Annotated in this window: 15 protein-coding genes; 4 read left to right on the top strand and 11 right to left on the bottom strand. The window is 70.6% G+C overall.

Annotated elements, in window-relative coordinates:
• Window positions 1-70: 70 nt before the first annotated feature.
• From JK363_RS10840 to JK363_RS10815, 6 genes are all read right to left on the bottom strand, one after another.
• Window positions 71-3,034 carry a M14 family metallopeptidase gene (locus tag JK363_RS10840; protein ID WP_201874259.1) on the bottom strand — a complete coding sequence of 988 codons (2,964 nt, stop codon included), beginning with the start codon at window positions 3,032-3,034 and terminating at the stop codon, window positions 71-73.
• A gap of 183 nt (window positions 3,035-3,217) precedes the next feature.
• Window positions 3,218-4,207 carry a DNA-binding protein WhiA gene (gene whiA, locus JK363_RS10835; protein WP_201874257.1) on the bottom strand — a complete coding sequence of 330 codons (990 nt, stop codon included), beginning with the start codon at window positions 4,205-4,207 and terminating at the stop codon, window positions 3,218-3,220.
• The gene (locus JK363_RS10830; protein WP_201874255.1) at window positions 4,198-5,217 is read right to left on the bottom strand and encodes a gluconeogenesis factor YvcK family protein; all 1,020 of its coding nucleotides are present in this window, start codon (window positions 5,215-5,217) and stop codon (window positions 4,198-4,200) included. The genes whiA and JK363_RS10830 overlap by 10 nt, the downstream gene beginning before the upstream one ends.
• Window positions 5,214-6,170: an RNase adapter RapZ gene (rapZ, locus tag JK363_RS10825; protein WP_215910753.1), complete on the bottom strand. Its 957-nt coding sequence runs from the start codon at window positions 6,168-6,170 to the stop codon at window positions 5,214-5,216. The genes JK363_RS10830 and rapZ overlap by 4 nt, the downstream gene beginning before the upstream one ends.
• Window positions 6,167-8,314 carry an excinuclease ABC subunit UvrC gene (gene uvrC / locus JK363_RS10820; RefSeq protein ID WP_201874253.1) on the bottom strand — a complete coding sequence of 716 codons (2,148 nt, stop codon included), beginning with the start codon at window positions 8,312-8,314 and terminating at the stop codon, window positions 6,167-6,169. The genes rapZ and uvrC overlap by 4 nt, the downstream gene beginning before the upstream one ends.
• 111 nt (window positions 8,315-8,425) lie before the next feature.
• Entirely contained in the window at window positions 8,426-8,851 is a 426-nt protein-coding gene (locus tag JK363_RS10815; RefSeq protein ID WP_201874251.1) for a QcrA and Rieske domain-containing protein, read from the bottom strand.
• A 265-nt stretch (window positions 8,852-9,116) separates the two neighbouring features.
• Here JK363_RS10815 and JK363_RS10810 point away from each other — a divergent pair, with 265 nt between their 5' ends.
• Window positions 9,117-10,115, top strand: coding sequence for a LacI family DNA-binding transcriptional regulator (locus JK363_RS10810; protein WP_201874249.1), 999 nt, complete (start codon window positions 9,117-9,119; stop codon window positions 10,113-10,115).
• A gap of 33 nt (window positions 10,116-10,148) precedes the next feature.
• Window positions 10,149-11,117 carry a carbohydrate kinase family protein gene (locus JK363_RS10805; RefSeq protein WP_201874247.1) on the top strand — a complete coding sequence of 323 codons (969 nt, stop codon included), beginning with the start codon at window positions 10,149-10,151 and terminating at the stop codon, window positions 11,115-11,117.
• A gap of 98 nt (window positions 11,118-11,215) precedes the next feature.
• Here the strand turns inward: JK363_RS10805 and uvrA are convergent, their stop codons facing one another.
• Window positions 11,216-14,236, bottom strand: a complete 3,021-nt coding sequence (gene uvrA / locus JK363_RS10800) for an excinuclease ABC subunit UvrA (RefSeq protein ID WP_201874245.1) — start codon at window positions 14,234-14,236, stop codon at window positions 11,216-11,218.
• A gap of 456 nt (window positions 14,237-14,692) precedes the next feature.
• On the opposite strand from uvrA, the gene JK363_RS10795 reads away from it, so the two are divergent.
• Complete coding sequence (locus JK363_RS10795; protein ID WP_201874243.1) at window positions 14,693-15,349, top strand: MBL fold metallo-hydrolase; 657 nt, start codon at window positions 14,693-14,695, stop codon at window positions 15,347-15,349.
• 114 nt (window positions 15,350-15,463) lie between these two features.
• On the top strand, window positions 15,464-16,774 hold the full coding sequence (locus JK363_RS10790; protein WP_201874446.1) for an MFS transporter: 1,311 nt from the start codon (window positions 15,464-15,466) through the stop codon (window positions 16,772-16,774).
• A 143-nt stretch (window positions 16,775-16,917) separates the two neighbouring features.
• Here the strand turns inward: JK363_RS10790 and JK363_RS10785 are convergent, their stop codons facing one another.
• From JK363_RS10785 to uvrB, 4 genes are all read right to left on the bottom strand, one after another.
• Window positions 16,918-17,931 carry a TerC family protein gene (locus JK363_RS10785; RefSeq protein ID WP_201874241.1) on the bottom strand — a complete coding sequence of 338 codons (1,014 nt, stop codon included), beginning with the start codon at window positions 17,929-17,931 and terminating at the stop codon, window positions 16,918-16,920.
• A 316-nt stretch (window positions 17,932-18,247) separates the two neighbouring features.
• The gene (locus tag JK363_RS10780) at window positions 18,248-20,170 is read right to left on the bottom strand and encodes a TerD family protein (protein WP_201874239.1); all 1,923 of its coding nucleotides are present in this window, start codon (window positions 20,168-20,170) and stop codon (window positions 18,248-18,250) included.
• 133 nt (window positions 20,171-20,303) lie between these two features.
• On the bottom strand, window positions 20,304-20,882 hold the full coding sequence (locus JK363_RS10775; protein ID WP_201874237.1) for a TerD family protein: 579 nt from the start codon (window positions 20,880-20,882) through the stop codon (window positions 20,304-20,306).
• Window positions 20,883-21,140: 258 nt separating this feature from the next.
• Entirely contained in the window at window positions 21,141-23,276 is a 2,136-nt protein-coding gene (uvrB, locus tag JK363_RS10770; RefSeq protein WP_215910752.1) for an excinuclease ABC subunit UvrB, read from the bottom strand.
• Window positions 23,277-23,281 lie beyond the last annotated feature (5 nt).

The following is a 23,281-nucleotide window of genomic DNA, read 5'->3' as shown; positions in this document are numbered from 1 at the left end:
GGCATCGGCGGCCCATGACCACCGGATCGTGGTATAGGCCGCCGATTCAGTCACGACTCGTCACGTTCTGTCAACGGTGCAGCGCCCGGAGCGCGCCACCGATGAGTTTCGCCCGCTCCGCCGCGCCGGGTACATGCTCCAGGCCGAAGCCCAGCAGCACGGTGTCCCCGGTGGTGACCGCCGCGGAGGTGTGGAAGAGCTCCTTCGACCGCATCCAGTCCGCGGGATTCGCCGGGCTGCCCTGCGGCGGCCCGGCCGCGGACCACGGTCCGAGCGCCGTCTCGAATCCCTCGGTGTCGTGGGTGGCGCCACCGACGACCAGCGCGGTGCTGTCGACGAAGGCGCCGCGGCCGCCGGTGCCCGGGTCGGTGACGTAGGAGACCGCCAGTTCGACCTTCTTGCCCGCGTAGGCGCTCAGGTCGAGCGAGACCGGCCGCCAGCCGTCGGAGGAACCGGTGAAGCTGTTCCAGGCGCCGGTGGTGCCGGTGGCCTTGCAGCCGTCGTCCCCGGGGGTGAGGTAGTGCTTGAGGAACGGGTGGAGGTTGAGCAGGAAGCCCGCCTCGCACTCGGTGGGCACCTTGGTGGAGCTGCCGCCGCCCGCGTCGGGCAGCGTGGTCCAGTCGTCCTGGCCCACGGTGTGCGCCTCGACGATCACATGGTCGTAGCCGGGCTCGGTGTCATGGCTGAGCCGGAAGGTCAGGCCCGGCTTGTCGGCCGCGCTCACCCCGGTCAGATCGACGGTCCGGGCCAGCCGCTGCCAGGAGTTGTCGTGATGGCCCGCGGCGGCCATCCAGTCGCCCTCGTACGGCTGGTACGGGGAGCGCGCGCCGGGGTACTCGCCCGCGGCCGCGCTGCGGAACTGCGGGAAGTCCTTCGGCGGCAGCACATCGGAGGTGACGGTGTAACCGCCCGCGCTGTCCAGCGGGTTGCCGGGGGCGTCGGCCAGGGTGGCCGCGGTGCCCTTGAGCGCGCCGCCGCCCTGGAAGGTACGGGGCGACTTGAGGGTGATACGGCTGTCGGCGCCCAGGTAGTACTGGCTGAAGTCGTCGGTGTCGGCCGGGCCCACCTCGGAGCTGCCACCGGCCCGTTCACCGGTGGTGATCAGCTTGCCGCCCTCGTTGAGGAAGTCGCGTACGGCCAGCAGGGTCTGCCCGCCGGGGCGCTCTGCGCCGGTGTACCAGAGCACGGTGCGGAAGTGGCTGAGCACTCCGAGCGCGGAGGGCGCGCCCTTGGCGGCGACGTCCCAGACGGCGGCCTTGCGGCCGTTGTCCGCAAGCGCCTTGGTGTAGGCGGCGGTGTGCCGGGCCGGGGCGCTGCCGCCCTCCTCCGCGATCACCAGGGTGTCGGCGCGGGGCCGGGACGCGACGGTGTAGGTGAACGGCTTGCCGGCGGTCCGCTTGCCGCTCTTGGTGCGGCCGGTGAACCAGACCTCGACCTTCTCGCCGGTGTCCGCACCCTCGACGGTGGCGCGGTACTGGTCGAAGCGGATGTTGTCCTCACCGCCGTAGGTCTCTCCGCCCTTCCAGGGCTTGAGGGCCGCGCGGTGGGTACGCCCGCCGTCCACGCGGTAGTTGAGCCGCTTGTCGCGGACGCTCTTGCGGACGGTCACGGAGACGTCCTGGTCGCCGCCGCGGGCGTAGGAGGTGGTGAAGGCGTCCGGGGTGAAGTCGGGCGCGTCGAGGCCGACCGAGGAGGAGGGTTGGTCGGGGTGGGCGGCGGTCTCGGCGACGGAGAGCGCGAACGGGATGTTCTTGGCGAACTCCTGCTGGATCAGCTTCTCGTCGTCCGGGAAGGTGAAGACGGACGCGCAGTCGCCGGGCTTCCAGGCGTCATCGGGGTCCACAGCCGATGGCGTCTGACAGGTCGACATCTCCGGGGTGAACATCATCATCCCGTTGACGTTGGCCGCGTGGCCGTCGGCCTCGCCGTTGGTGGTGTACAGCTCGGAGGAGACCTGCGGGTGGTAGCCGGGGATCGCCGACTTCTCCGGGGTTCCGGCGAGCGCCTTGTAGAGGACGTCGTCGGGGGTCGGGGTGGCGACCTGCCAGCCGACGCCGTAGAGCAGCAGTTGGGCGGCCGAGTGGTAGTTGATGCCGTAGTCGAAGCCGATGCGCTTCTCGAAGGAGTCCAGCGCCTTGGTCTCGGGTTCGGAGCCGGGGGCGGGGCCGCGGTAGGTCTCGTCGGCGGGGTCGGCCGATGAACCCTCGTTGTCGTAGCCCCATCTGTACGGGAAGTTGCGGTTGGGGTCGACACCGTCGCCGGGGGTGATCTTTCCGTCGCCGTTGTTGTCGCGCAGGTTCTTGCGCCACTGGCGATTGGCGGGGCTCTGGTGGGTGAAGTCGTAGCCGTCCGGGTTGGCGGAGAGGACGAACCACAGTTCGGTGCGGTCCACGATCCGGGTGACGCGGTCGTCCTTGCCGTAGTTGTCGAGGTAGTAGTGCATCAGCCGCCGGGTCATCTCCGGCGTGATCCACTCCCGGGCGTGCTGGTTGGACATGTACAGCACCGACGGCTTGCTGCCGTCACGGGACTTCGCGGCGCCCTTGGTGAGCTTGAGGGCGAGGATGTCCTTGCCCTGAGTGGTCTTGCCGATGCTGACGACCTTGGTGAGGCCGGGATGGGCCTGCCCGGTCTTCACCATCTCTTCCTTCAGCCCCCCGTCACCGCTGTAGGGGCGGAACACCCCGTCGCCCGCGGCCTTGAGACGGTTGCGGGCCTGTGCGGAGACCTTCTTCTCGGTGAGCCGCACCCCCTTGCCGCGCAGCTTCGCGGCCTGCTTCCCGGTGAGGTAGAGCTCGACCGCTCCATGGCCCTTCTCGGGGATCTGCCGCCCGAGTTCATGCCCGTCCGCGCCGGAGCGCAGCAGCAGCGGGATCTGGTCCTTGCTCACCTCGGCCGTCCAGACGGACAGTCCGTCGGCCGAGGTGTCCGCGGTGGGCTGTGCCTGCGCGGCGGGTGCCGCGGCCAGTCCCCCCAGGAGCAGTGAAGCCACCGCGACGAGCGATCTGATCGGTCTCGCCTTGCGTCTGTGCATGAGCCCCCCTGGCTGTCGTCCGACGCATTGGGTTGCGCAGGCGCCTAAGACTGATGTCGGCCCATGGCCATGTCAACAGTGAGGTGAAGGGTTCAACAGTGGGCTGAAAGGTGCTCCCCCGGGCCCAGTTGGGGTCCGGGGGCGTTCGACGCGGAGTGGCGGGACGACGCGGGCGGGGCCCGGTCAGCCGACCATGCCCTCGGCCATCTCGTCGGTCAGACTCGACTCGGTGCCGGGGATGCCCAGGTCCTGGGCGCGCTTGTCGGCCATGGCCAGCAGCCGCCGGATCCGGCCCGCGACCGCGTCCTTGGTCAGCGGCGGGTCGGCGAGGGCGCCCAGCTCCTCCAGCGACGCCTGCTTGTGCTCCATACGCAGCCGCCCGGCGGCGGCGAGGTGCTCGGGCACCTCATCGCCGAGGATCTCCAGGGCGCGCTGCACCCGGGCCCCGGCGGCGACGGCGGCGCGGGCCGAACGGCGCAGATTGGCGTCGTCGAAGTTGGCCAGCCGGTTGGCGGTGGCCCGGACCTCGCGGCGCATCCGCCGCTCCTCCCAGGCGAGCACCGACTCATGCGCCCCCAGCCGCGTCAACAGCGCGCCGATGGCATCACCGTCCCGGACGACCACCCGGTCCACTCCGCGGACCTCGCGGGCCTTGGCGGCGATCTGGAGCCGGCGGGCGGCGCCGACCAGCGCCAGCGCGGCCTCCGGCCCGGGACAGGTCACCTCGAGCGAGGAGGAGCGACCCGGCTCGGTGAGCGAGCCATGGGCGAGGAAGGCGCCGCGCCAGGCGGCCTCGGCGTCACAGGTGGCGCCGGAGACGACCTGCGGCGGCAGCCCGCGGATCGGCCGGCCGCGGCCGTCGACCAGGCCGGTCTGCCGGGCCAGCTGGTCACCGCCCGCCACCACCCGCACCACGTACCGGCTGCCGCGGCGCAAACCGCCGGGGGCCATCACCACCAGATCGGAGGAGTGACCGAAGATCTCCAGGATGTCCTTGCGGACCCGGCGGGCGGCGATCCCTGTGTCCAGCTCCGCCTCGATCACGATGCGCCCGCTGACCAGGTGCAGACCGCCCGCGAACCGCAGGATCGCCGAGACCTCCGCTTTCCGGCAGCAGGTGCGGGTGACGGGGAGCCGGGAGATTTCGTCCTTCACCGCTGCCGTCATCGCCATGGGCCGATCCTTCCATGCATCCGAAAAATACGGTCGTACGCGGCCGCCAGAAGCTCCGGGTCATGCTTCGGGGCACCGTCGGTCGCGGCCACCGGCGCAAGCTCGACCGTGCCGCCCAGCCGCTTCGCGGCGTCGCACAGACTGCTCTGGTCGGGAACGGCGGCCTCGTCGGCCAGCACCACGTCGAAGGCGAGTTTAGGGGCGTGTCGGGCCAAAACCTCCAAATGACGCTGCGGGGAGAAGCCATCGGTTTCGCCCGGCTGGGGGGCGAGGTTCAGCGAGAGCACGCGCCGGGCCTTGGTGTCGGTGAGCGCCTGGAGCAGGTCCGGGACCAGCAGATGAGGGATGACGGAGGAGAACCAGGAGCCGGGCCCGAGGACCACCCAGTCGGCGTCCATGACCGCCGCGACGGCCTCGGGCACGGCGGGCGGGTCGTGCGGCACCAGATGCACCGACTGGACCTCACCCGGGGTGAGCGCCACGGTCGCCTGCCCCGCGACCGTGGAGACCTCCTCGGGGCGGGCCGGGTCATGGCCGCGCACATACGCCTGGAGCTCCAGCGGCACGGCCGACATCGGCAGCACCCGGCCGTGCGCGCCCAGCAGCTTGCCCACCAGGTCCAGCGCCTTCACATGGTCGCCCAGCTGCTCCCAGAGGGCGACGATCAGCAGATTGCCGACCGCGTGGCCGTGCAGCTCGCCCTCGCTGATGAAGCGGTGCTGGATCACCCGGGCCCAGGTCTGGCCCCAGTCGTCGTCCCCGCAGAGCGCGGCCAGCGCCTTGCGGAGGTCGCCGGGCGGCAGCACGTCCAGCTCGTCGCGGAGCCGTCCGCTGGAGCCCCCGTCGTCGGCCACGGTGACAACAGCGGTGAGATCGCCGGTGATCCGGCGCAACGCGGCGAGCGACGCGGACAGGCCCATCCCGCCGCCGAGCGCCACGACTTTGGGCTGGGCGCCCCGGGTCGTCCGGGCGCCGACCAGCCGTCGCAGCCGCCTGGTTCGGATCGTCACTCGCGCCCCATGTCACGGTGGACGATCACGGTCTCGACGCCCTCGGCGGCCAGCCGGGGGGCGAGCCGCTCGGACATCGCGACGCTGCGGTGCTTACCGCCGGTGCAGCCGATGGCGATGGTCACATAGCGCTTGCCCTCGCGGCGGTAGCCCGCGGCGATGAGCTGGAGCAGCTCGGCGTAGCGGTCGAGGAACTCCTTGGCGCCCGGCTGGTTGAACACATAGCCGGACACCTCCTCGTTGAGCCCGGTGAAGGGGCGCAGCTCGGGGACCCAGTGCGGATTGGGCAGGAAGCGGCAGTCCACCACCAGATCGGCGTCGACGGGCAGGCCGTACTTGTAGCCGAAGGACATCACGGTGGCCCGCAGCTCGGGCTCCTCCTCGCCCGCGAACTGGGCGTCCATCTTGGCGCGCAGCTCGTGCACGTTCAGGCTGGAGGTGTCGATCACCAGGTCGGCGTCGCCGCGCAGCTCGCGCAGCAGATCGCGCTCGGCGGCGATACCGTCCACGATCCGGCCGTCGCCCTGGAGGGGGTGCGGACGGCGCACGGACTCGAAACGGCGCACCAGCGCCTCGTCGGACGCCTCCAGGAACAGCACGCGCCGCTTGACGTTCTTGGCGGCCAGGTCCGCGAGGGACTCACGGAGGTTGTCGAAGAAACGGCGGCCGCGGACGTCCACCACCACGGCGATCCGGGCCACATTGCCCTGCGAGCGGGCGCCGAGGTCGACCATGGTGGGGATCAGTGCGGGCGGCAGGTTGTCCACGACGAACCAGCCGAGGTCCTCCAGACACTTGGCGGCGGTGCTGCGGCCCGCGCCGGACATTCCAGAGATGATCACCAGCTCGGGAATGGCCGCCACCTCGGCGCCGCCCTCTCCCGTCGTGCCCGTCTTCACCTGCGCTCCGTCTCCGTGGTTCTCGTGCTCTGTGATGCTCTCGTGCTCTGTCATGATCTCGTCCCCCGATTCACCGATGGCGCCGCGTTCGCGGCCTCATCCTCAATGATCTCTCCTGTGGCGGTATTCACCGCCGGGGCGGCCGGGGCCGCCTGGGTGAGGGCGGCGGCCACCGTCTCCGCCGTCTTGCGGCCCACGCCGGGCACCTCGCAGATCTGCTCGATGGTGGCGGCGCGCAGCCGTTTGAGGGACCCGAAGTGCTTCAGCAGTGCCTGCTTGCGGCTCTCGCCCAGCCCCGGCACGGCGTCCAGCGGTCCGGCCTTCATGGACTTGGCGCGCTTGCTGCGCTGGTAGGAGATGGCGAAGCGATGGGCCTCGTCACGGATCCGCTGCAACAGATAGAGCCCCTCGCTGCTGCGGGGCAGCACCACCGGGTCGTTCTCGCCGGGCAGCCAGACCTCCTCCAGCCGCTTGGCGAGGCCGCAGACGGCCACGTCATCGATGCCCAGCTCGTCCAGGGCCCGCTGGGCGGCGGCGACCTGTGGCTGTCCGCCGTCGACCACGACGAGCTGCGGAGGGTAGGCGAACCGCTTGGGGCGGCCGCTGTCGTCGAGCGGGCCGGAAGACTCCCCGGAACCGTCGGAGGCCGTGCCCTGGGGAGCGGCGATCCCCTCGGGGGCCGTGTCCTGGGCGGTGACGGGCTCGGGGGCCGTGTCCTGGGCGGTGGCAGGCTCGGGGGCCGCGTCCTGGGCAGTGACGGGCTCCTCGCGGGGCTCCTCCTCCCACTCACCCGTCCGCTGCTTCTCCTGGAGATAGCGGCGGAAGCGGCGGCCGACCACCTCGTGCATGGAACGCACGTCGTCCTGCCCGGCGAAGCTCTTGATCTGGAAGCGGCGGTACTCGCTCTTCCTGGCGAGCCCGTCTTCAAAGACCACCATGGAGGCCACCACGTCATCGCCCTGGAGATGGGAGATGTCGAAGCACTCGATGCGCAGCGGCGCGGAGTCCAGGTCCAGAGCGACCGCGATCTCCTCCAGCGCCCGGGAACGCGTGGTCAGATCGGACGCGCGCTTGGTCTTGTGCAGCGCCAGCGCCTGCTGGGCGTTCCGCTGCACGGTGGCCATCAGGTCCTTCTTGTCGCCGCGCTGCGGGATGCGCAGATCGACCCGGGAGCCCCTGCGGTCGGTGAGCCACTGGACGACCGGCTCGGCCGGGTCGGGCACGGCGGGCACCAGCACCTCCTTGGGCACCGCGTCGCCCCGCTCCTCGCCGTAGAGCTGTTGCAGGGCGTGCTCGACGAGATCGGCGGTGTCCACGGCCTCGACCTTGTCGGTGACCCAGCCGCGCTGACCGCGCACCCGGCCGCCGCGCACATGGAAGATCTGGACGGCCGCCTCCAGCTCGTCCTCGGCGACCGCTATCAGATCGGCGTCGGTCGCGTCGGCGAGCACCACCGCGTTCTTCTCCATGGCGCGCTTGAGCGCCCCTATGTCGTCACGCAGCCGGGCGGCCTTCTCGTACTCCATCTCCTCGGCCGCCTCCTGCATCCGCTGCTCCAGGCGGCGCAGATAGGTGCCGGTGCGCCCGGCCATGAAGTCACAGAATTCCTCGGCCAGTTCACGGTGTTCCTCGGCGGTGACCCGGCCGACGCAGGGGGCCGAGCACTTGCCGATGTAACCGAGCAGACAGGGCCGGCCGATCTGGGCGGAGCGCTTGAACACCCCTGCGGAGCAGGTGCGGACGGGGAACACCCGCAGCATCAGATCGACGGTCTCGCGGATGGCCCAGGCATGGGCGTACGGGCCGAAATAGCGCACGCCCTTCTTCTTGGGACCGCGCATGACCTGGACCCGGGGGAATTCCTCGTTGAGCGTGACCGCGAGGGACGGATAGCTCTTGTCGTCACGGTATTTGACGTTGAACCGGGGATCGAACTCCTTGATCCACGAATACTCGAGCTGTAGCGCCTCGACCTCGGTGGAGACCACGGTCCACTCGACCGCGGCGGCCGTGGTGACCATGGTGCGGGTGCGCGGGTGGAGATTGGCGAGGTCCTGGAAGTACGACGAAAGCCGCTGGCGCAGGCTCTTCGCCTTTCCGACGTAGATCACCCGGCCGTGCTCATCACGGAACTTGTACACCCCCGGCGAATCGGGGATCTGTCCCGGCTTGGGGCGGTAGCTGCTCGGGTCGGCCATGGTCACCACCCTACTTGCGGGGAGTGACAGTTCCGGCGCCCTTCAGCCGCGGGTCCGGGGGGCACCCGGCCGCGGGTCCGGGGGTGTACGGGGCGTACGGGCCGGTGCGGTTCAGGCGTCCGGGCCCGCGACGAGCTTTCCGCCCTTGGCCCTGACCGGGACGGAGGGCAGCGGCTCGGTGGCGGGGCCCTCGAGAACCTTGCCGGTCCGGGCGTCGAACTGGCTGCCGTGGCAGGAGCAGCTGATCTTCCCGTCCTCGACCGCGTCGACCACACATCCGGCGTGCGTGCACACCGCGCTGAACGCCGTGTACGCACCGTCCGCGTCCCGAGCGACCACCACCCGGTCCTCGCGGTAGATCTTCGTGCCACCGGGCTGGACGGCGTCCGCCGCGCCGAGGTCGACCGGGGCGGTGGGGGTGACCGGGGCCTTCGCACCCGCGCCGCCCGCGGAGCAGGCGGCGACTCCGAGGCCCGCGGCGCCGGCCAGTGCCGCGCCGCACAGCACGGTTCGTCGGGAGGCGGGCTTGCTGCTCATAGCGGGCTCCTGGTGAGAGTCATGGCGTAACGACGATACCGGCACAGATCCGTCCGCTTGCCACCGCGGTCGCGTGGTGGTGTCGCACGGTCCCGTGGTGGCGCCGGCCGCGACGTAAACGCTTGCGCAAGCGTTTACGTCACCCCCTCGAGTGGTGTACGTTCCCCCGGCGGGCAGCACAAGTGGGCCCGGACAGCGGCGCGGCGACAACGGCACGGCACAGCGGCCCGGCGACAACCGCGCGAGACAGCGAAAGGGACGGCGGATGACGACCATGGCGGATGTGGCCCGGTGTGCGGGCGTGTCCGTGGCCACCGTCTCGCATGTGCTCAACGAGACCCGGCCGGTGCGCCCGGACACCCGCCGGGCGGTCCTGGACGCCATCGACGCCCTCGGCTACACCCCGAACACGTTGGCGCGCTCCCTGGTCACCGCGCGTACCCGGTCGATCGGACTGGCCGTCTCGGCAATCAGGAATCCGTACTTCACCGAGATTCTGCAAGGGGTCGAGTCCCGCGCCCTCGAACACGGCTACAGCCTGCTGATCGCCGATCCGCACGACGATCCCGCGCATGAGCGCAAGGTGGTCCAGCTGCTCCATGAGCGGCGGGTGGACGGTGTGATCGTGGCCCCGTCCGCCGAGCCCTCGGCGCTGGTGGACTATCTGACCCGGCGTGAGGTACCCGCGGTCTTCCTCGACCGGCTGGTGAGCGAGGGCCACGACCAGGTGTGCGCCGAGAACACCGCCCCGGTCGAGCAGTTGGTCCTCCATCTCGCCGACCTCGGCCACACGCGGATCGGCCTGGTCGCCGGGGAACCGGGGCTGAGCACCACCACCGAGCGGATCGCCGGTTACCGGGCCGGGCTGCGCTCGCGCGGGCTGCCGTTCGCACCGGAGCTGCTGGCCGGTGGCCACTCCGCGGCCCAGGGCGCCGAGGAGGCCACGCACCGGCTGCTCGCCCTCCCCGAACCGCCCACCGCGATCATCACCGCGAACAACACCATGACCATCGGCGCGCTGCGCGCCCTGCGGGCGGCGGGTCTCGGCGTACCGGACGACATCGCGCTCGTCTGCTTCGACGACTTCTCCTGGGCCGATGTGTTCTCCCCCGGGCTCACCGCGATCGCCCAGCCCAGCCGGGAGATCGGCAGTGCCGCGCTGGGGCTGCTGCTCGACCGGCTGGCGGACCCGGCGCGGCCGCCCCGGACGGTCCGACTGCCCTGTTCCTTTGTCCATCGCACCTCCTGCGGCTGTGCCGCCTGAGCTCCCGGTCCGCACCAGGAAAGGATCCGTCCCGTGATCGTCGTCGCCGGAGAAGCCCTGATCGACCTTGTGCCCGGTGCTGCGCCCGGTGGTACGCCCGGTAGTACGCCGCCGGGTTCCCCGGCCGGTGGTGAGCTGCCCGCGCTGCTGCCCCGGCGCGGCGGCGGGCCGTACAACACCGCGATGGCGCTGGGGCGGCTGGGTTCGCCCACCGCGTTCTGCTCACGGGTGTCCACCGACAGCTTCGGTGAGGCGCTGCTGTCCGGGCTGCGGGCGGACGGGGTGGACACCGCGCTGGTGCAGCGCGGCCCGGAGCCCACCACTCTCGCGGTCGCCTCCATCAGCGCTGATGGCTCGGCGGGATACGGCTTCTATGTCGAGGGCACCGCGGACCGGCTGTTCGAGCTGCCGGCCGCGCTGCCCGACGGGGTCACCGCCCTGTCGCTGGGCACCTGTTCGCTGGTGCTGGAGCCGGGCGCCAGCGCATACGAGGCGCTGCTGCGGCGTGAGGCGGAGCGCGGGGTGTTCACCGCGCTGGATCCCAATATCCGCACCGGTCTGATCGCGGACGCGGACGCCTACCGGGCGCGCTTCCGCGGCTGGCTGCCGTATGTCGGGCTGCTGAAGCTGTCGGTCGAGGACGCGGCCTGGCTGGCGGACACCGATGATGTGGACGCGGCCATACGGGAGTGGCTGGCGACGGGTCCGGCCGCGGTGGTGCTCACCCATGGCGGGGACGGGATCAGTGTGCGGTGCCAGGACGGCAGTGGCTGCGCGGTGCCGGGTGAGCGGGTGGAGATCGTGGACACCATCGGCGCGGGCGACACCGTGAACGCCGCGCTGCTCCACCGGCTCGCGGCGCATCACGCGCTGTCGGCGCCCGCGCTCGCCAAGCTGGACGAGGCGGCCTGGCGGGATGTGCTGGGCTTCGCGGCGCGGGCCGCCGCGATCACCTGCTCACGCCCGGGTGCCGAACCGCCCTACGCCGCCGAGCTGACCTGACGCCCCCTGGGGACCGGCGCCAGGCCGCCCCGGCGCGCCCCAACGCCCGTGGCCCGGCCCGCCGTTCAGCACGGCCGACCGGGCCACGGCTCATATCGCTAGCTGCCGGCCGCCTTCTTCGCCGCCACCGTCTTCTTGGCGGTGGTCTTCTTGGCAGCGGTCTTCTTGGCGGCCGTCTTCGCCGCGGTCTTGGCGGGCGCCTTCTTGGCCGCGGTCTTCTTCGCGGCACCGCCGCTCTTGCCGCCGTTGCGCGCCGCGGGCACCGTCGCGTCGCTCACCCGCTCACCCAGCATGTCCCGCAGGAACTTCCCGGTGTGGCTGGCCGGGACGGAGGCCACGTTCTCCGGGGTGCCCTCGGCGATCACCAGACCACCGCCGCTGCCGCCCTCCGGACCCATGTCCACCACCCAGTCGGCCGTCTTGATCACATCGAGGTTGTGCTCGATGACGATCACCGTATTGCCCTTGTCGACCAGGCCGGAGAGCACACTGATCAGCTTGCTGATGTCCTCGAAGTGCAGACCGGTGGTCGGCTCGTCGAGCACATAGACGGTGCGCCCGGTGGACCGCTTCTGGAGTTCGCTGGCCAGCTTGACGCGCTGGGCCTCACCACCGGAGAGGGTCGGCGCGGGCTGCCCCAGCCGGACGTAGCCGAGCCCCACCTCATTGAGCGTGCGCAGATGGCGGCTGATCGTGGGCACCGCCTCGAAGAAGTCGAGCGCCTCCTCGATGGGCATGTCCAGCACCTCGGCGATGGACTTGCCCTTGTAGTGCACCTCGAGGGTCTCCCGGTTGTAGCGCGCGCCGTGGCAGACCTCGCACGGCACATACACATCCGGCAGGAAGTTCATCTCGATCTTGATGGTGCCGTCACCGGAGCAGTTCTCGCAGCGGCCGCCCTTGACGTTGAAGGAGAAGCGGCCCGGCAGATAGCCGCGCACCTTCGCCTCCATCGTCTCGGCGAACAGCTTGCGCACATGGTCGAAGACACCGGTGTACGTGGCCGGGTTGGAGCGCGGGGTGCGGCCGATCGGTGACTGGTCGACATGCACCACCTTGTCGACCAGATCGTCACCGGCGACCCGGGTGTGACGCCCCGGGACCGCCCGCGCGCCGTTCAGCTCACGGGCCAGATGGGTGTAGAGGATGTCGTTGACCAGCGTGGACTTACCCGAGCCCGAGACACCGGTGACCGCGGTGAGCACCCCGAGCGGGAAGGACACATCGATGTCCTGGAGGTTGTTCTCCCGGGCGCCATGGACCGTCAGCTGCCGCTTGGGGTCCACCGGCCGCCGCATCGCGGGCAGCGCGATGGCCTTCTTGCCGGACAGATAGTGGCCGGTCATCGACTCCTTGTTGACCAGCAACTCGCTCAGCGGCCCGCTGTGGACCACCTTGCCGCCGTGCTCACCGGCGCCCGGACCGATGTCCACCACCCAGTCCGAGGTCTTGATGGTGTCCTCGTCGTGCTCCACCACGATCAGGGTGTTGCCGAGGTCGCGCAGCCGCACCAGCGTCTCGATCAGCCGGTGGTTGTCGCGCTGGTGCAGCCCGATCGAGGGCTCGTCCAGCACATAGAGCACACCGACCAGGCCGGAGCCGATCTGGGTGGCCAGCCGGATGCGCTGGGCCTCGCCACCGGAGAGGGTGCCCGCCGCGCGGTTGAGCGAGAGGTAGTCCAGGCCGACGTCGACCAGGAACCGCAGCCGTTCGTTGACCTCCTTGAGCACCCGCTCGGCGATGGTCTTCTCACGGGCGGTGAGCTTCATGTTCCGCAGGAACTCGGCGCAGTCGCTGATCGACATCGCGGAGACCTCCGCGATGGACCGGCCCTGCACGGTGACCGCGAGGACGATCGGCTTGAGCCGGGTGCCCTCACAGGTGGGGCAGGGCACCTCGCGCATATAGCCCTCGAACCGCTCCCGGCTGGAGTCGCTCTCCGCCTCCGAGTGGCGCCGCTTGACGAAGGGCACCGCCCCTTCGAAGGCCGTGGTGTAGGCGCGCTGACGGCCGTAGCGATTGCGGTAGCGGACCTCGATCTGGGTCTTGTGCCCGTTGAGCAGCGCCTTCCTGGCGCGCTGCGGCAGCCCGGCCCAGGGGATGTCGGTACGGAAGCCGAGCGCGTCGGCGAGCGCGCCGACCAGCCGCCCGAAGTAGTCCTTGGTGTGACCGTGGGACCAGGGGTGGATGGCGCCCTCGTCGAGCGATTTCTCCTCGTCCGGGACGATCAGCTCGGGGTCGACCTCCATCCGGGTGCCGATACCGGTGCACTCCGGGCAGGCGCCGAACGGTGAGTTGAAGGAGAAGGAGCGCGGCTCCAGCTCCTCGAAGGACAGGTCGTCGTACGGGCAGTAGAGGTGCTCGGAGAACATCCGCTCACGCTGCGGGTCGTCCTCGTCGAGATCCACGAAGTCGAGGATCACCATGCCGCCGGAGAGCCCGAGCGCGGTCTCCACCGAGTCCGTCAGCCGCCGCTTGGCACTGTCCTTCACGGTGAGGCGGTCGACGACCACCTCGATGGTGTGCTTCTCCTGCTTCTTCAGCTTCGGCGGGTCGGTCAGGTGGACGGTGGTGCCGTCCACCCGGGCCCGGCTGTATCCCTTGGACTGGAGGTCGGAGAAGAGGTCGACGAACTCCCCCTTGCGCTCGCGCACCAGCGGGGAGAGCACCTGGAAGCGGCTGCCCTCGGTCAGCTCCAGCACCCGGTCCACGATCGCCTGCGGCGACTGGCGGGCGATCGGACGGCCGCATTCGGGGCAGTGCGGCTTGCCGATCCGGGCGAACAGCAGCCGGAGGTAGTCGTAGACCTCGGTGATGGTGCCGACCGTGGAGCGCGGATTGCGCGAGGTGGACTTCTGATCGATGGACACCGCCGGGGACAGGCCCTCGATGAAGTCCACATCGGGCTTGTCCATCTGGCCCAGGAACTGACGGGCGTAGGAGGAGAGCGACTCGACGTAGCGGCGCTGCCCCTCGGCGAAGATCGTGTCGAACGCGAGGGACGACTTGCCCGACCCGGACAGACCGGTGAAGACGATGAGCGAGTCACGCGGGAGGTCGAGCGAGACGTTCTTGAGGTTGTGCTCACGAGCGCCACGGACGATGAGACGGTCGGCCACGCCGGTCGGCACCTTTCTTGAGAGAGGTGGGTGCGCCGGGCCCGCTCCCGGGGCTCCCTGCCGACGAGCAGGAACGGAGCGGAGCGAAGCCCCCAGACCAAGAGTATGGGGGCGCCACGGCGGTGTCTTAAGGATGGTGTCTTAAGGATGCAGCACACCGAGCCTATAGCACGCACATTCGATTTGCGGGACTGGTGAGCCGGGTTCACCCGATCGTGTAGCCCGCACTACGGTCGGGACATGAACGACTACGCACGGGGACCCGCCGTCGGCCGCACCGTGGCGGACACCGTGGCGGATCTGCCGACCGATTCGTCGAGCGCCGGCCCGACGTCCTCACTTCTTCAAGGTTCGCGGGGCGCCCCGGTATTCCCCCGCTGCGGCTGACGTTCCCGGCGCGGATCCGGTCCGTCCGGGCGGCCCCCTGCCCGTACTCCCGCCGCTAGGCTTGAGGCCATGACCTACAGCGGAGCGGTGACGGTCGGCGGACCGGCGGATGTGCATGAACTGACCGATCTCATGATCTCGAAGGTCGCGGTCGGCCCCATGCACAACAACGCCTATCTGCTGCGCTGCCGGGCCACCGACGAGCAGTTGCTGATCGATGCCGCGGCCGAGCCGCGCACCCTGCTCTCCCTCATCGGTGACAGCGGCATCGCGTCCGTGGTCACCACCCACCGCCACCAGGACCACTGGGGCGCGCTGCGCGAGGTGCGGGAGGCCACCGGCGCCCGTACCTACGCGGGTCGCTACGACGCGGAGGGCATCCCGGTGCCCACCGATGTCCTGGTGAAGGACGGCGACACGCTGCGCGTCGGCCGGGTCGTGCTGACCGCCCGCCACCTGGTCGGCCACACCCCGGGCAGCATCGCGCTGGTCTACGACGACCCGCACGGCCACCCCCATGTGTTCACCGGCGACTGCCTCTTCCCCGGCGGGGTCGGCAACACCTTCAAGGACCCGAAGGCGTTCGAGAGCCTGATCAACGACGTCGAGACCAAGCTCTTCGACCGGCTGCCGGACGAGACCTGGGTCTACCCCGGCCACGGCGACGACACCACGCTCGGCGCCGAGCGCCCGCAGCTGGGTGAATGGCGCAGGCGCGGCTGGTAGCGCCCCCTGCGCGCCGCCGGAGCCCCCGGCCCCTCCGTACGCCTGCCGTGCGCCCCGTAACCGCCGGGGGGTGACGGCGGTTGGCGCGGCATGCACCCTGACCGCTCCCCGTCCATGGCCCGACTCGCGGCCGCGTCCCTGGCCGGTACCGCGATCGAGTTCTACGACTTCTTCGCCTACGGCACGGCCGCGGCCCTCGTCCTCGGCCCGCTGTTCTTCCCCACCTTCTCGCCGCTGGCCGGAACCCTCGCCGCCTTCTCCACCTTCGCCGTCGGCTTCCTCGCGCGGCCGCTCGGCTCCCTGCTCTTCGGGCCGCTCGGGGACCGCCACGGGCGGCGGCCGGTCCTGGTCGCCTCGCTGCTGCTGACCGGTCTGGCCACGGTCGCGGTGGGCTTTGTGCCCACGTACGACTCCATCGGGATCGCCGCCCCGGTGCTGCTGCTGGTCCTGCGCTTTCTCCAGGGGCTCGGCGTCGGCGGCGAATGGGGCGGTGCGGTGCTGCTGACCGCTGAGCACGCGCCGGCGCGGCGGCGCGGGCTGTGGTCGGGCTTTCCGCAGGTCGGCCCGTCCATCGGGTTCCTGCTGGCCAACGGGACCATGCTGGCCCTGTCGGCGGGGCTGAGCGACGCCGAGTTCCGGTCCTGGGGGTGGCGGGTGCCGTTCTGGGCCGCGGGGGTGCTGGCGGGCGCCGGGCTGCTGCTGCGTACACGGCTGACCGAGTCCCCGCGCTTCCGGGAGCTGGCCGAGCAGGGCGAGCGGGCCACCGCGCCGCTGGCCGAGGTGGTGCGCGGCCACTGGCGGCTGGTACTGCTCACCGCGGGCGGGCTCGCGGTCGGCTACGCCGTCTTCTACGCGGTCACCACCTGGTCGCTGGTGTACGGCACGGAAGAGCTCGGTGTGGACCGTACGGTGATGCTGGGCTGCATCATGGCGGCGGTGGCGGTGTTGGGCGCCATGACCCCGCTGGCGGCCCATCTCGGCGACCGCTTCGGACGCCGGCCGATGTGTCTGGCGGGCTGCGCGGCCACGGTGGTGTGGATGTTCCCGATGATCGCGCTGCTGCGCACCGGGGAGCCGCCGCTGATGTTCCTGGGGTTCGCGGTCGCGATGCTCGCCTTCATCAGCATGTTCGCGGTGATCTCGGCGTATCTGCCGGAGCTGTACGAGGCGCGGGTGCGCTGCACGGGTGCCGCGGTCGGCTACAACCTCGGGGGTGTGCTGGGCGGGGCGCTCACCCCGGTGGTGGCGACGGCGGTGTCGCGCGGCGACGGCCCGCCGTGGGGCGTGGCCGGGTATCTGACCGCGGTCGCGCTGCTCAGCCTGGGCTGTTTTGCGCTGCTGCCCGAGACCCGGCCGACGGCCGACCGTTCCCCGGAGGAGCGGCCGGCCGTACGGCCCCTGGAAACAGGAGAGGCGCCCGCCTGATGGAGGGGGCGCCTGTCCCGGGCGCGCGCACCGGGTGCGTCGGAGTGGGCGCCGGGCGGGGCGCCCGCACCGGTGCGTCGGAGTTGCGCGCCTGGCGGGGGAGTCGGACGGGGCGTGCGGGACGGCGCACGCCCCCGCGTGGGTCAGATGTCCACGCTGTCCTTCTCCCGCTGCGAGTCCTCGGCCGCGGCCGTGGCACCGGCCTCCGCCGCGGCCTGCTTCTTCGAGGCGTAGAGGCTGGTGACCGTGGTGACCGCGAGCACCGCGCAGATGACGCCCAGCGAGACCGGGATGCTGATCTCGGGGACGTGCACCCCGGACTCGTGCAGCGCGTGCAGCACCAGCTTCACGCCGATGAAGCCGAGGATGACCGACAGCCCGTACGAGAGGTGGACCAGCTTCTTGAGCAGTCCGCCGATGAGGAAGTACAGCTGGCGCAGACCCATCAGGGCAAAGGCATTGGCGGTGAAGACGATGTACGGGTCCTGGGTGAGGCCGAAGATCGCGGGTATCGAGTCCAGGGCGAACAGGACGTCCGTGGTGCCGATCGCCAGCATGACGATCAGCATCGGGGTCATCAGCCGCTTGCCGTTCTCCACGATGAACAGCTTGGTGCCGTGGTACTTGTCGGTGGACGGGAAGCGCCGCTCGACCGCCTTCAGCAGGCGGTTCTCCTCGAACTCCTCTTCCTCCTCACCGGATCGCGCCTCCTGGATGAGCTTCCAGGCCGTCCAGATGAGGAAGGCGCCGAAGAGGTAGAAGACCCAGGAGAAGTTCGAGATGATCGCCGCGCCTCCGGCGATGAAGACCGCGCGCAGCACCAGCGCGATCAGCACACCGACCATCAGCACCCGCTGCTGATAGATCGTCGGCACCGCGAACTTCGCCATGATCAGGACGAAGACGAAGAGGTTGTCGACGCTCAGCGACTTCTCGGTGATGAAGCCCGCGAAGAACTCTCCGGCGGGCTGGCCGCCCGCGAAGAACAGCAGGCCGAGGCCGAAGAGCCCGGCGAGGACGATCCAGACGGCGGTCCAGATCCCGGCCTCCTTGAGGGAGACCTCATGCGGCTTGCGGCCGCCGATGAAGAAGTCGACGGCAATGAGGGCACTGAGACCGGCGATGGTCAGTGCCCACATGTTCAGGGAAACATCCACGGTTCCTCCGGCATGTGTGCGGCAGTTTCAGCGTGTCGCTGCCGGAGGTCTCTTCCGCCCGCGCATCCGCACGGGCCGGTGCCCCGGGATCTTGTCCGGCCTCATAGGAAGCCGTCCGCGATCCGTATTGACGGGAACACCGCGTAGGAGTACTCCCCTCCGCACGAAAGAGAGTACAGGAATACCCATGGAAGAGTAAAGAAAAAGATAAAAGCCCAGGTCAGATGGGTTTGCCAACTCATTGCGCAATCCAAAGAGCACCCGGGGTGACCGGATCACCGGCCACCGCGGGCGCTCTGGCGGAGCGCCGCGCGCCCTACCTGCCGTATGCCTCCCGGGCGCGGGCCACCTGCCCCATCACCTGCCACAGCACCTGGCTGCCCGCCGGGGCCAGCGACGGCTCGTAGGTCCAGGCGTGCCCCACCCAGGGGTCGGCGAGATGGTCCTCGGCGACCGGGGTGATCCGCAGCAGCGAGCGCCACAGCGGGTCCAGCACCGGCCCGTACCCCCGTGCGTCATCACGGTCGGCGACCATCATCAGATGCACGCCCACCGAGGGCCCCTCGTCCGCCAGATAACGCAGCTGGGTCACGGCCCGGTCGTCGAAGCCGTGCGGGAAGTCATGGACGATCAGCAGCTGTTCGGCGGTGTCCACATCCGGCGGCAGCGCGTCCGTGGCACCGCTGCGCACCGCCATCTGCACCAGGTCCACCCGGCGCGTCAGCGCGGCGAGCGTCGAGGTCACGCCCTGGGCTCCGGCCGCGGGCGCCCGCAGCGCGCCCGACTCCAACAGCGGGGCGTACGAGGCCGAGGCCGAACCGGCCGGGTCGATCACATGCGGCTGGAACTCCCCCACCGGATAGACGGCCATCAGCCGGGCGGCGATGGCCACCGCGGTGTCCGAGGCCAGCTTGCGCAGGCCCCCGGAGTCCAGCAGCGCCCCCTCGGGCGAGCCGGACCGCCCGGCGTCGATCCACAGCCCGCGCTCCAGCGGCAGCCGCACCAGCATGGGGATTCGCAGATCGGTGCGCTCGGGAAGGTGCAGATCGCCCAGGCGCAGCGCCATCGGGATCTCCATCGGCACCTGGTAGCCCTGCCAGACCGGGCTGCCCCAGCGGGCGTACGCGGGCGGCAGCGCGGGCTCGACCACCTCGGCCTCGGCGGCGAGCTGCGCCAGGTCGCGGTCGAGGGCGGTGCGGGCCTGGTCCACCAGAGCGGTGTGCTTGGCGCGGGCCTCCGCGCGGGCGGTGTCGGCGGCGGCACCGATCCGGGAGCGCGGATCGGAGAGCACCCGGTCCAGCTCCTGTTCCATCCGGGAGTCCGCGAAGTCCACGGCGCTGCGGTAGGCGGCGGCGGTGCGGGCCAGGTCCTCGAACATCCCCCAGACCTGGTTGTAGAGCCGCTCGTCCATGGTCCAGCCGGAGGCGTCGCCCGCGACCGGCTGGGGCGGCCGGCCGGGCGCGGCGGGCGGTACGGCCGGGGGCGGGGTGGGCGGGGTGGCCGTACGGCGGCCGGGGTGCTGGTAGTTGACCGGCCCGCCGGTGCCGGACGCGGCCGGGGTCTGCGGCTGCGCCGGGCTCTGTGACTGGGCGGGGACCGGTGCGGGTTCGGAACTGCCGCCCGCGGTGGCGGTCCGCACCCGTCCGTCGTCCCCGGGGCGGGGCGGCGGCTGGGCAACCGAACGGGCCATGCCCCGGGCCACCGCCTCGTTGATCTCCGCGGCGAGTTCGGCGGCCTGCGGCAGCCCCTGGTCCTGGAGCATCGCGGCGAGGCCGCCCGCGTACCCCTGGCCGACGGCGCGCACCTTCCAGTCGCCCTGCCTGCGGTACAGCTCCAGCGCGACCACCGCGGACTCCGCCTCCAGACCGGTGATGGTGTAGCTGGCCACCTCGGCGCCGTCGAGCCCGGTGACGGCCGCGAACGGGGCGGCCAGGGAGCCGAACCGGACCGGGCCGCCGACGCCGGTCGGCAGCGCGAGCAGCACGGTGACCCGGTGGACGCCCTCGGGCAGCGCGCCGAGGTCGACGGCGAGCCGGTGGTCCGCCGCGGCCTGCTTGGACACCTCGATACCGGGCAGCTGCGGCGAGGCGGGGTGGGCGACCCACTCCGCCCCGTGCACCGTGCCCTGTTCATCGCCGAGTGTCGCCCCGGCCACGATCGGATTGCCCGCCGAGATCCGGATCTCCAAACGGGTCTGGGGCAGAGGGTGGTTCTGCCCCCGCACCAGCTCGGCCGTCATCGCTGCGTCCCCTCGTTGTGTTCCGTTGTATGCGTCATGCGTACGGATGTGTCTGCTGCGGTGCGGGTGTTGCGGCGCCGAACACATCGGCCCGGCGGGCGGATGCGCCACCGGGCCGACGGACAGCGGCGTCTTACAGGTGCGGCAGGATGTGCGGCATCAGGTCCTGGAAGGTACGGCCGTTGGCGGGCTCACCCACCGCCTTCATCTCCCAGCCATTGCCCACGCGCTGCACCTTGGCCATGATCTGCGCGGTGTACTGACCGCCGCCGGTGAGGGTGTAGCGCGCCAGCTCCTGGCCGTTGGTCTCGTCCACCAGACGGCAGAACGCGTTCTGCACCTCGGCGAAGGTCTGGCCGGTGAAGGAGTTCACGGTGAAGATGATCTGGTTGATGTGCACCGGAATGCGCTGGAGGTCGACCAGGATCGCCTCGTCGTCGCCGCCCTGGCCCGCGCCGCCGACCAGATTGTCACCGGTGTGGCGCACCGAGCCGTCGTCGCTGACCAGGTGACGGAAGAACACGACGTCGGTGGGCTGCTGGTCGGCGAAGAGCACCGCCGACGCGTCGAGGTCGATCTCCCGCGTACGTGATCCGAACAGCCCGCGGCGGGGCGCCGCCTGCCAGCCCAGCCCCATCCGCACCGCGGTCAGGGTGCCCCCGTCGGCCTTCTGCAGGCTGATGGCCTGACCCTTGGACATGTTGACCGTCACGTGCTGTCCCTACTCTCGTCTCTCGAAATTCCCCGTGGCCTGCGCAGGGCGCGGCCCCGGACCGCCCGGCTGTGCGGCCCTGCGAAAACCCTATGCACTGGTGCCGGGAGTCCAGCCGGGCGGGCGGCTTTTGTGTCGCTCTTGCAACACAGCGGGGCACGGCAGGGACGGGCAACGGGGCGCGGTGCGGGCACGGCAGGGCATGGTGGGGCACGGACGGGGCACACCGGAGGTCGGTGTGCCCCGGGGCCGGGCGGGTCAGGAGAGCCCGGCCTCCTTCATCTGCCGCAGCTCCTTCTTCAACTCCCCCACCTCGTCCCGCAACCGGGCCGCGACCTCGAACTGGAGCTCCGCCGCCGCGGCCCGCATCCGGTCGGTCATCTCCTCGATCAGCTCGGCCAGTTCGGCGGCGGGACGGTCGGTCAGTGCCCCCTCCTTGCCCGCGGCCGCCTTGCCGCCCTTCTTGCCCGCCTTCTGCGCGCCCAGGGCGGGCACCGGCGCCTTGCCCTTGCCCTGGTCCTGCTTGCGGTAGCCGGTGCCCAGCAGCTCCCTGGTGTCGATCTCCTCGCGGGCCAGGGTGGCCACGATGTCGCCGATCCTCTTGCGCAGCGGCTGCGGATCGATTCCGCGCTCGGTGTTGTACGCGATCTGCTTGGCGCGGCGGCGGTTGGTCTCCTCGATGGCCTTCTCCATCGCGGCGGTGACCTTGTCGGCGTACATATGGACCTGGCCCGAGACATTGCGCGCGGCCCGGCCGATGGTCTGGATCAGCGAGGTACCGGAGCGCAGGAAGCCCTCCTTGTCGGCGTCGAGGATGGCGACCAGCGACACCTCCGGCAGGTCCAGGCCCTCCCGCAGCAGGTTGATGCCCACCAGCACGTCGTACTCGCCGGCACGCAGCTCGCGCAGCAGCTCCACCCGGCGCAGGGTGTCCACGTCGCTGTGCAGATACCGCACCTGGATGCCCAGTTCGAGCATGTAGTCGGTGAGGTCCTCGGCCATCTTCTTGGTGAGGGTGGTGACGAGGACGCGCTCGTCCTTCTCGGTGCGGGTGCGGATCTCGTGGATCAGATCGTCGATCTGTCCCTCGGTGGGCTTGACGACGACCTCGGGGTCGACGAGGCCGGTCGGCCGGATGATCTGCTCCACGAAGCCGTCGGAGCGGGAGAGCTCGTACGGGCCGGGAGTGGCGGAGAGATAGACCGTCTGCCCCACCCGCTCGAGGAACTCCTCCCATTTCAGCGGGCGGTTGTCGAGTGCGGAGGGCAGCCGGAAGCCGTGCTCGATCAGGGTGCGCTTACGGGAGGCGTCGCCCTCGTACATCGCGCCGATCTGCGGCACGGTGACATGGGACTCGTCGATGACCAGGAGGAAGTCCTCCGGGAAGTAGTCGAGCAGGGTGTGCGGCGGGGTCCCGGACTCACGGCCGTCGATGTGCAGCGAGTAGTTCTCGATACCGGAGCAGGTGCCGATCTGGCGCATCATCTCGATGTCGTAGGTGGTGCGCATCCGCAGCCGCTGGGCCTCCAGCAGCTTGCCCTGCTTCTCCATCCGGGCGAGGGTCTGCTCGAGCTCGGTCTCGATCCCGGAGATCGCCCTCTCCATGCGCTCGGGACCGGCCACGTAGTGGGTGGCGGGGAAGACGTAGAGCTCTTGGTCGTCGCTGATGACCTCGCCGGTGAGCGGGTGGAGGGTGGACAGCGCCTCGATCTCGTCACCGAACATCTCGATGCGGACCGCGAGCTCCTCGTAGACCGGGAAGATCTCGATGGTGTCGCCGCGGACCCGGAAGGTGCCCCGGGTGAACGCCACGTCATTGCGCGTGTACTGGATGTCCACGAAGCGGCGCAGCAGCTGGTCACGGTCGGTCTCCTCGCCGACCTTGAGCGGCACCATGCGGTCCACGTACTCCTGCGGCGTACCCAGGCCGTAGATGCAGGAGACGGAGGCGACGACCACCACATCGCGCCGGGTCAGCAGCGAGTTGGTGGCGGAGTGGCGCAGCCGCTCCACCTCCTCGTTGATCGAGGAGTCCTTCTCGATGTAGGTGTCCGACTGCGGAACGTACGCCTCGGGCTGGTAGTAGTCGTAGTACGAGACGAAGTACTCCACCGCGTTGTTCGGCAGGAGCTCGCGGAACTCATTGGCCAGCTGGGCGGCCAGTGTCTTGTTGGGCGCCATGACGAGCGTCGGCCGCTGAAGCTTCTCGATCATCCACGCGGTGGTGGCGGACTTTCCGGTGCCGGTCGCGCCGAGGAGCACGACGTCGCTCTCACCGGCCCGGATCCGCCGGTCGAGGTCGGTGATGGCCGTGGGCTGGTCACCGCTGGGCTGATACGGGCTGACGACCTCGAAGGGCGCCACCTTGCGTTCGATCTGGGTTACGGGCCGCATGTCAC

Origin of the sequence: Streptomyces coffeae (assembly GCF_016741875.1) — a bacterium.
GTDB lineage: Bacteria > Actinomycetota > Actinomycetes > Streptomycetales > Streptomycetaceae > Streptomyces > Streptomyces coffeae.
The sequence above is the reverse complement of the archived record's forward strand: the minus strand, read 5'-3'. Positions and strand labels throughout refer to the sequence as shown.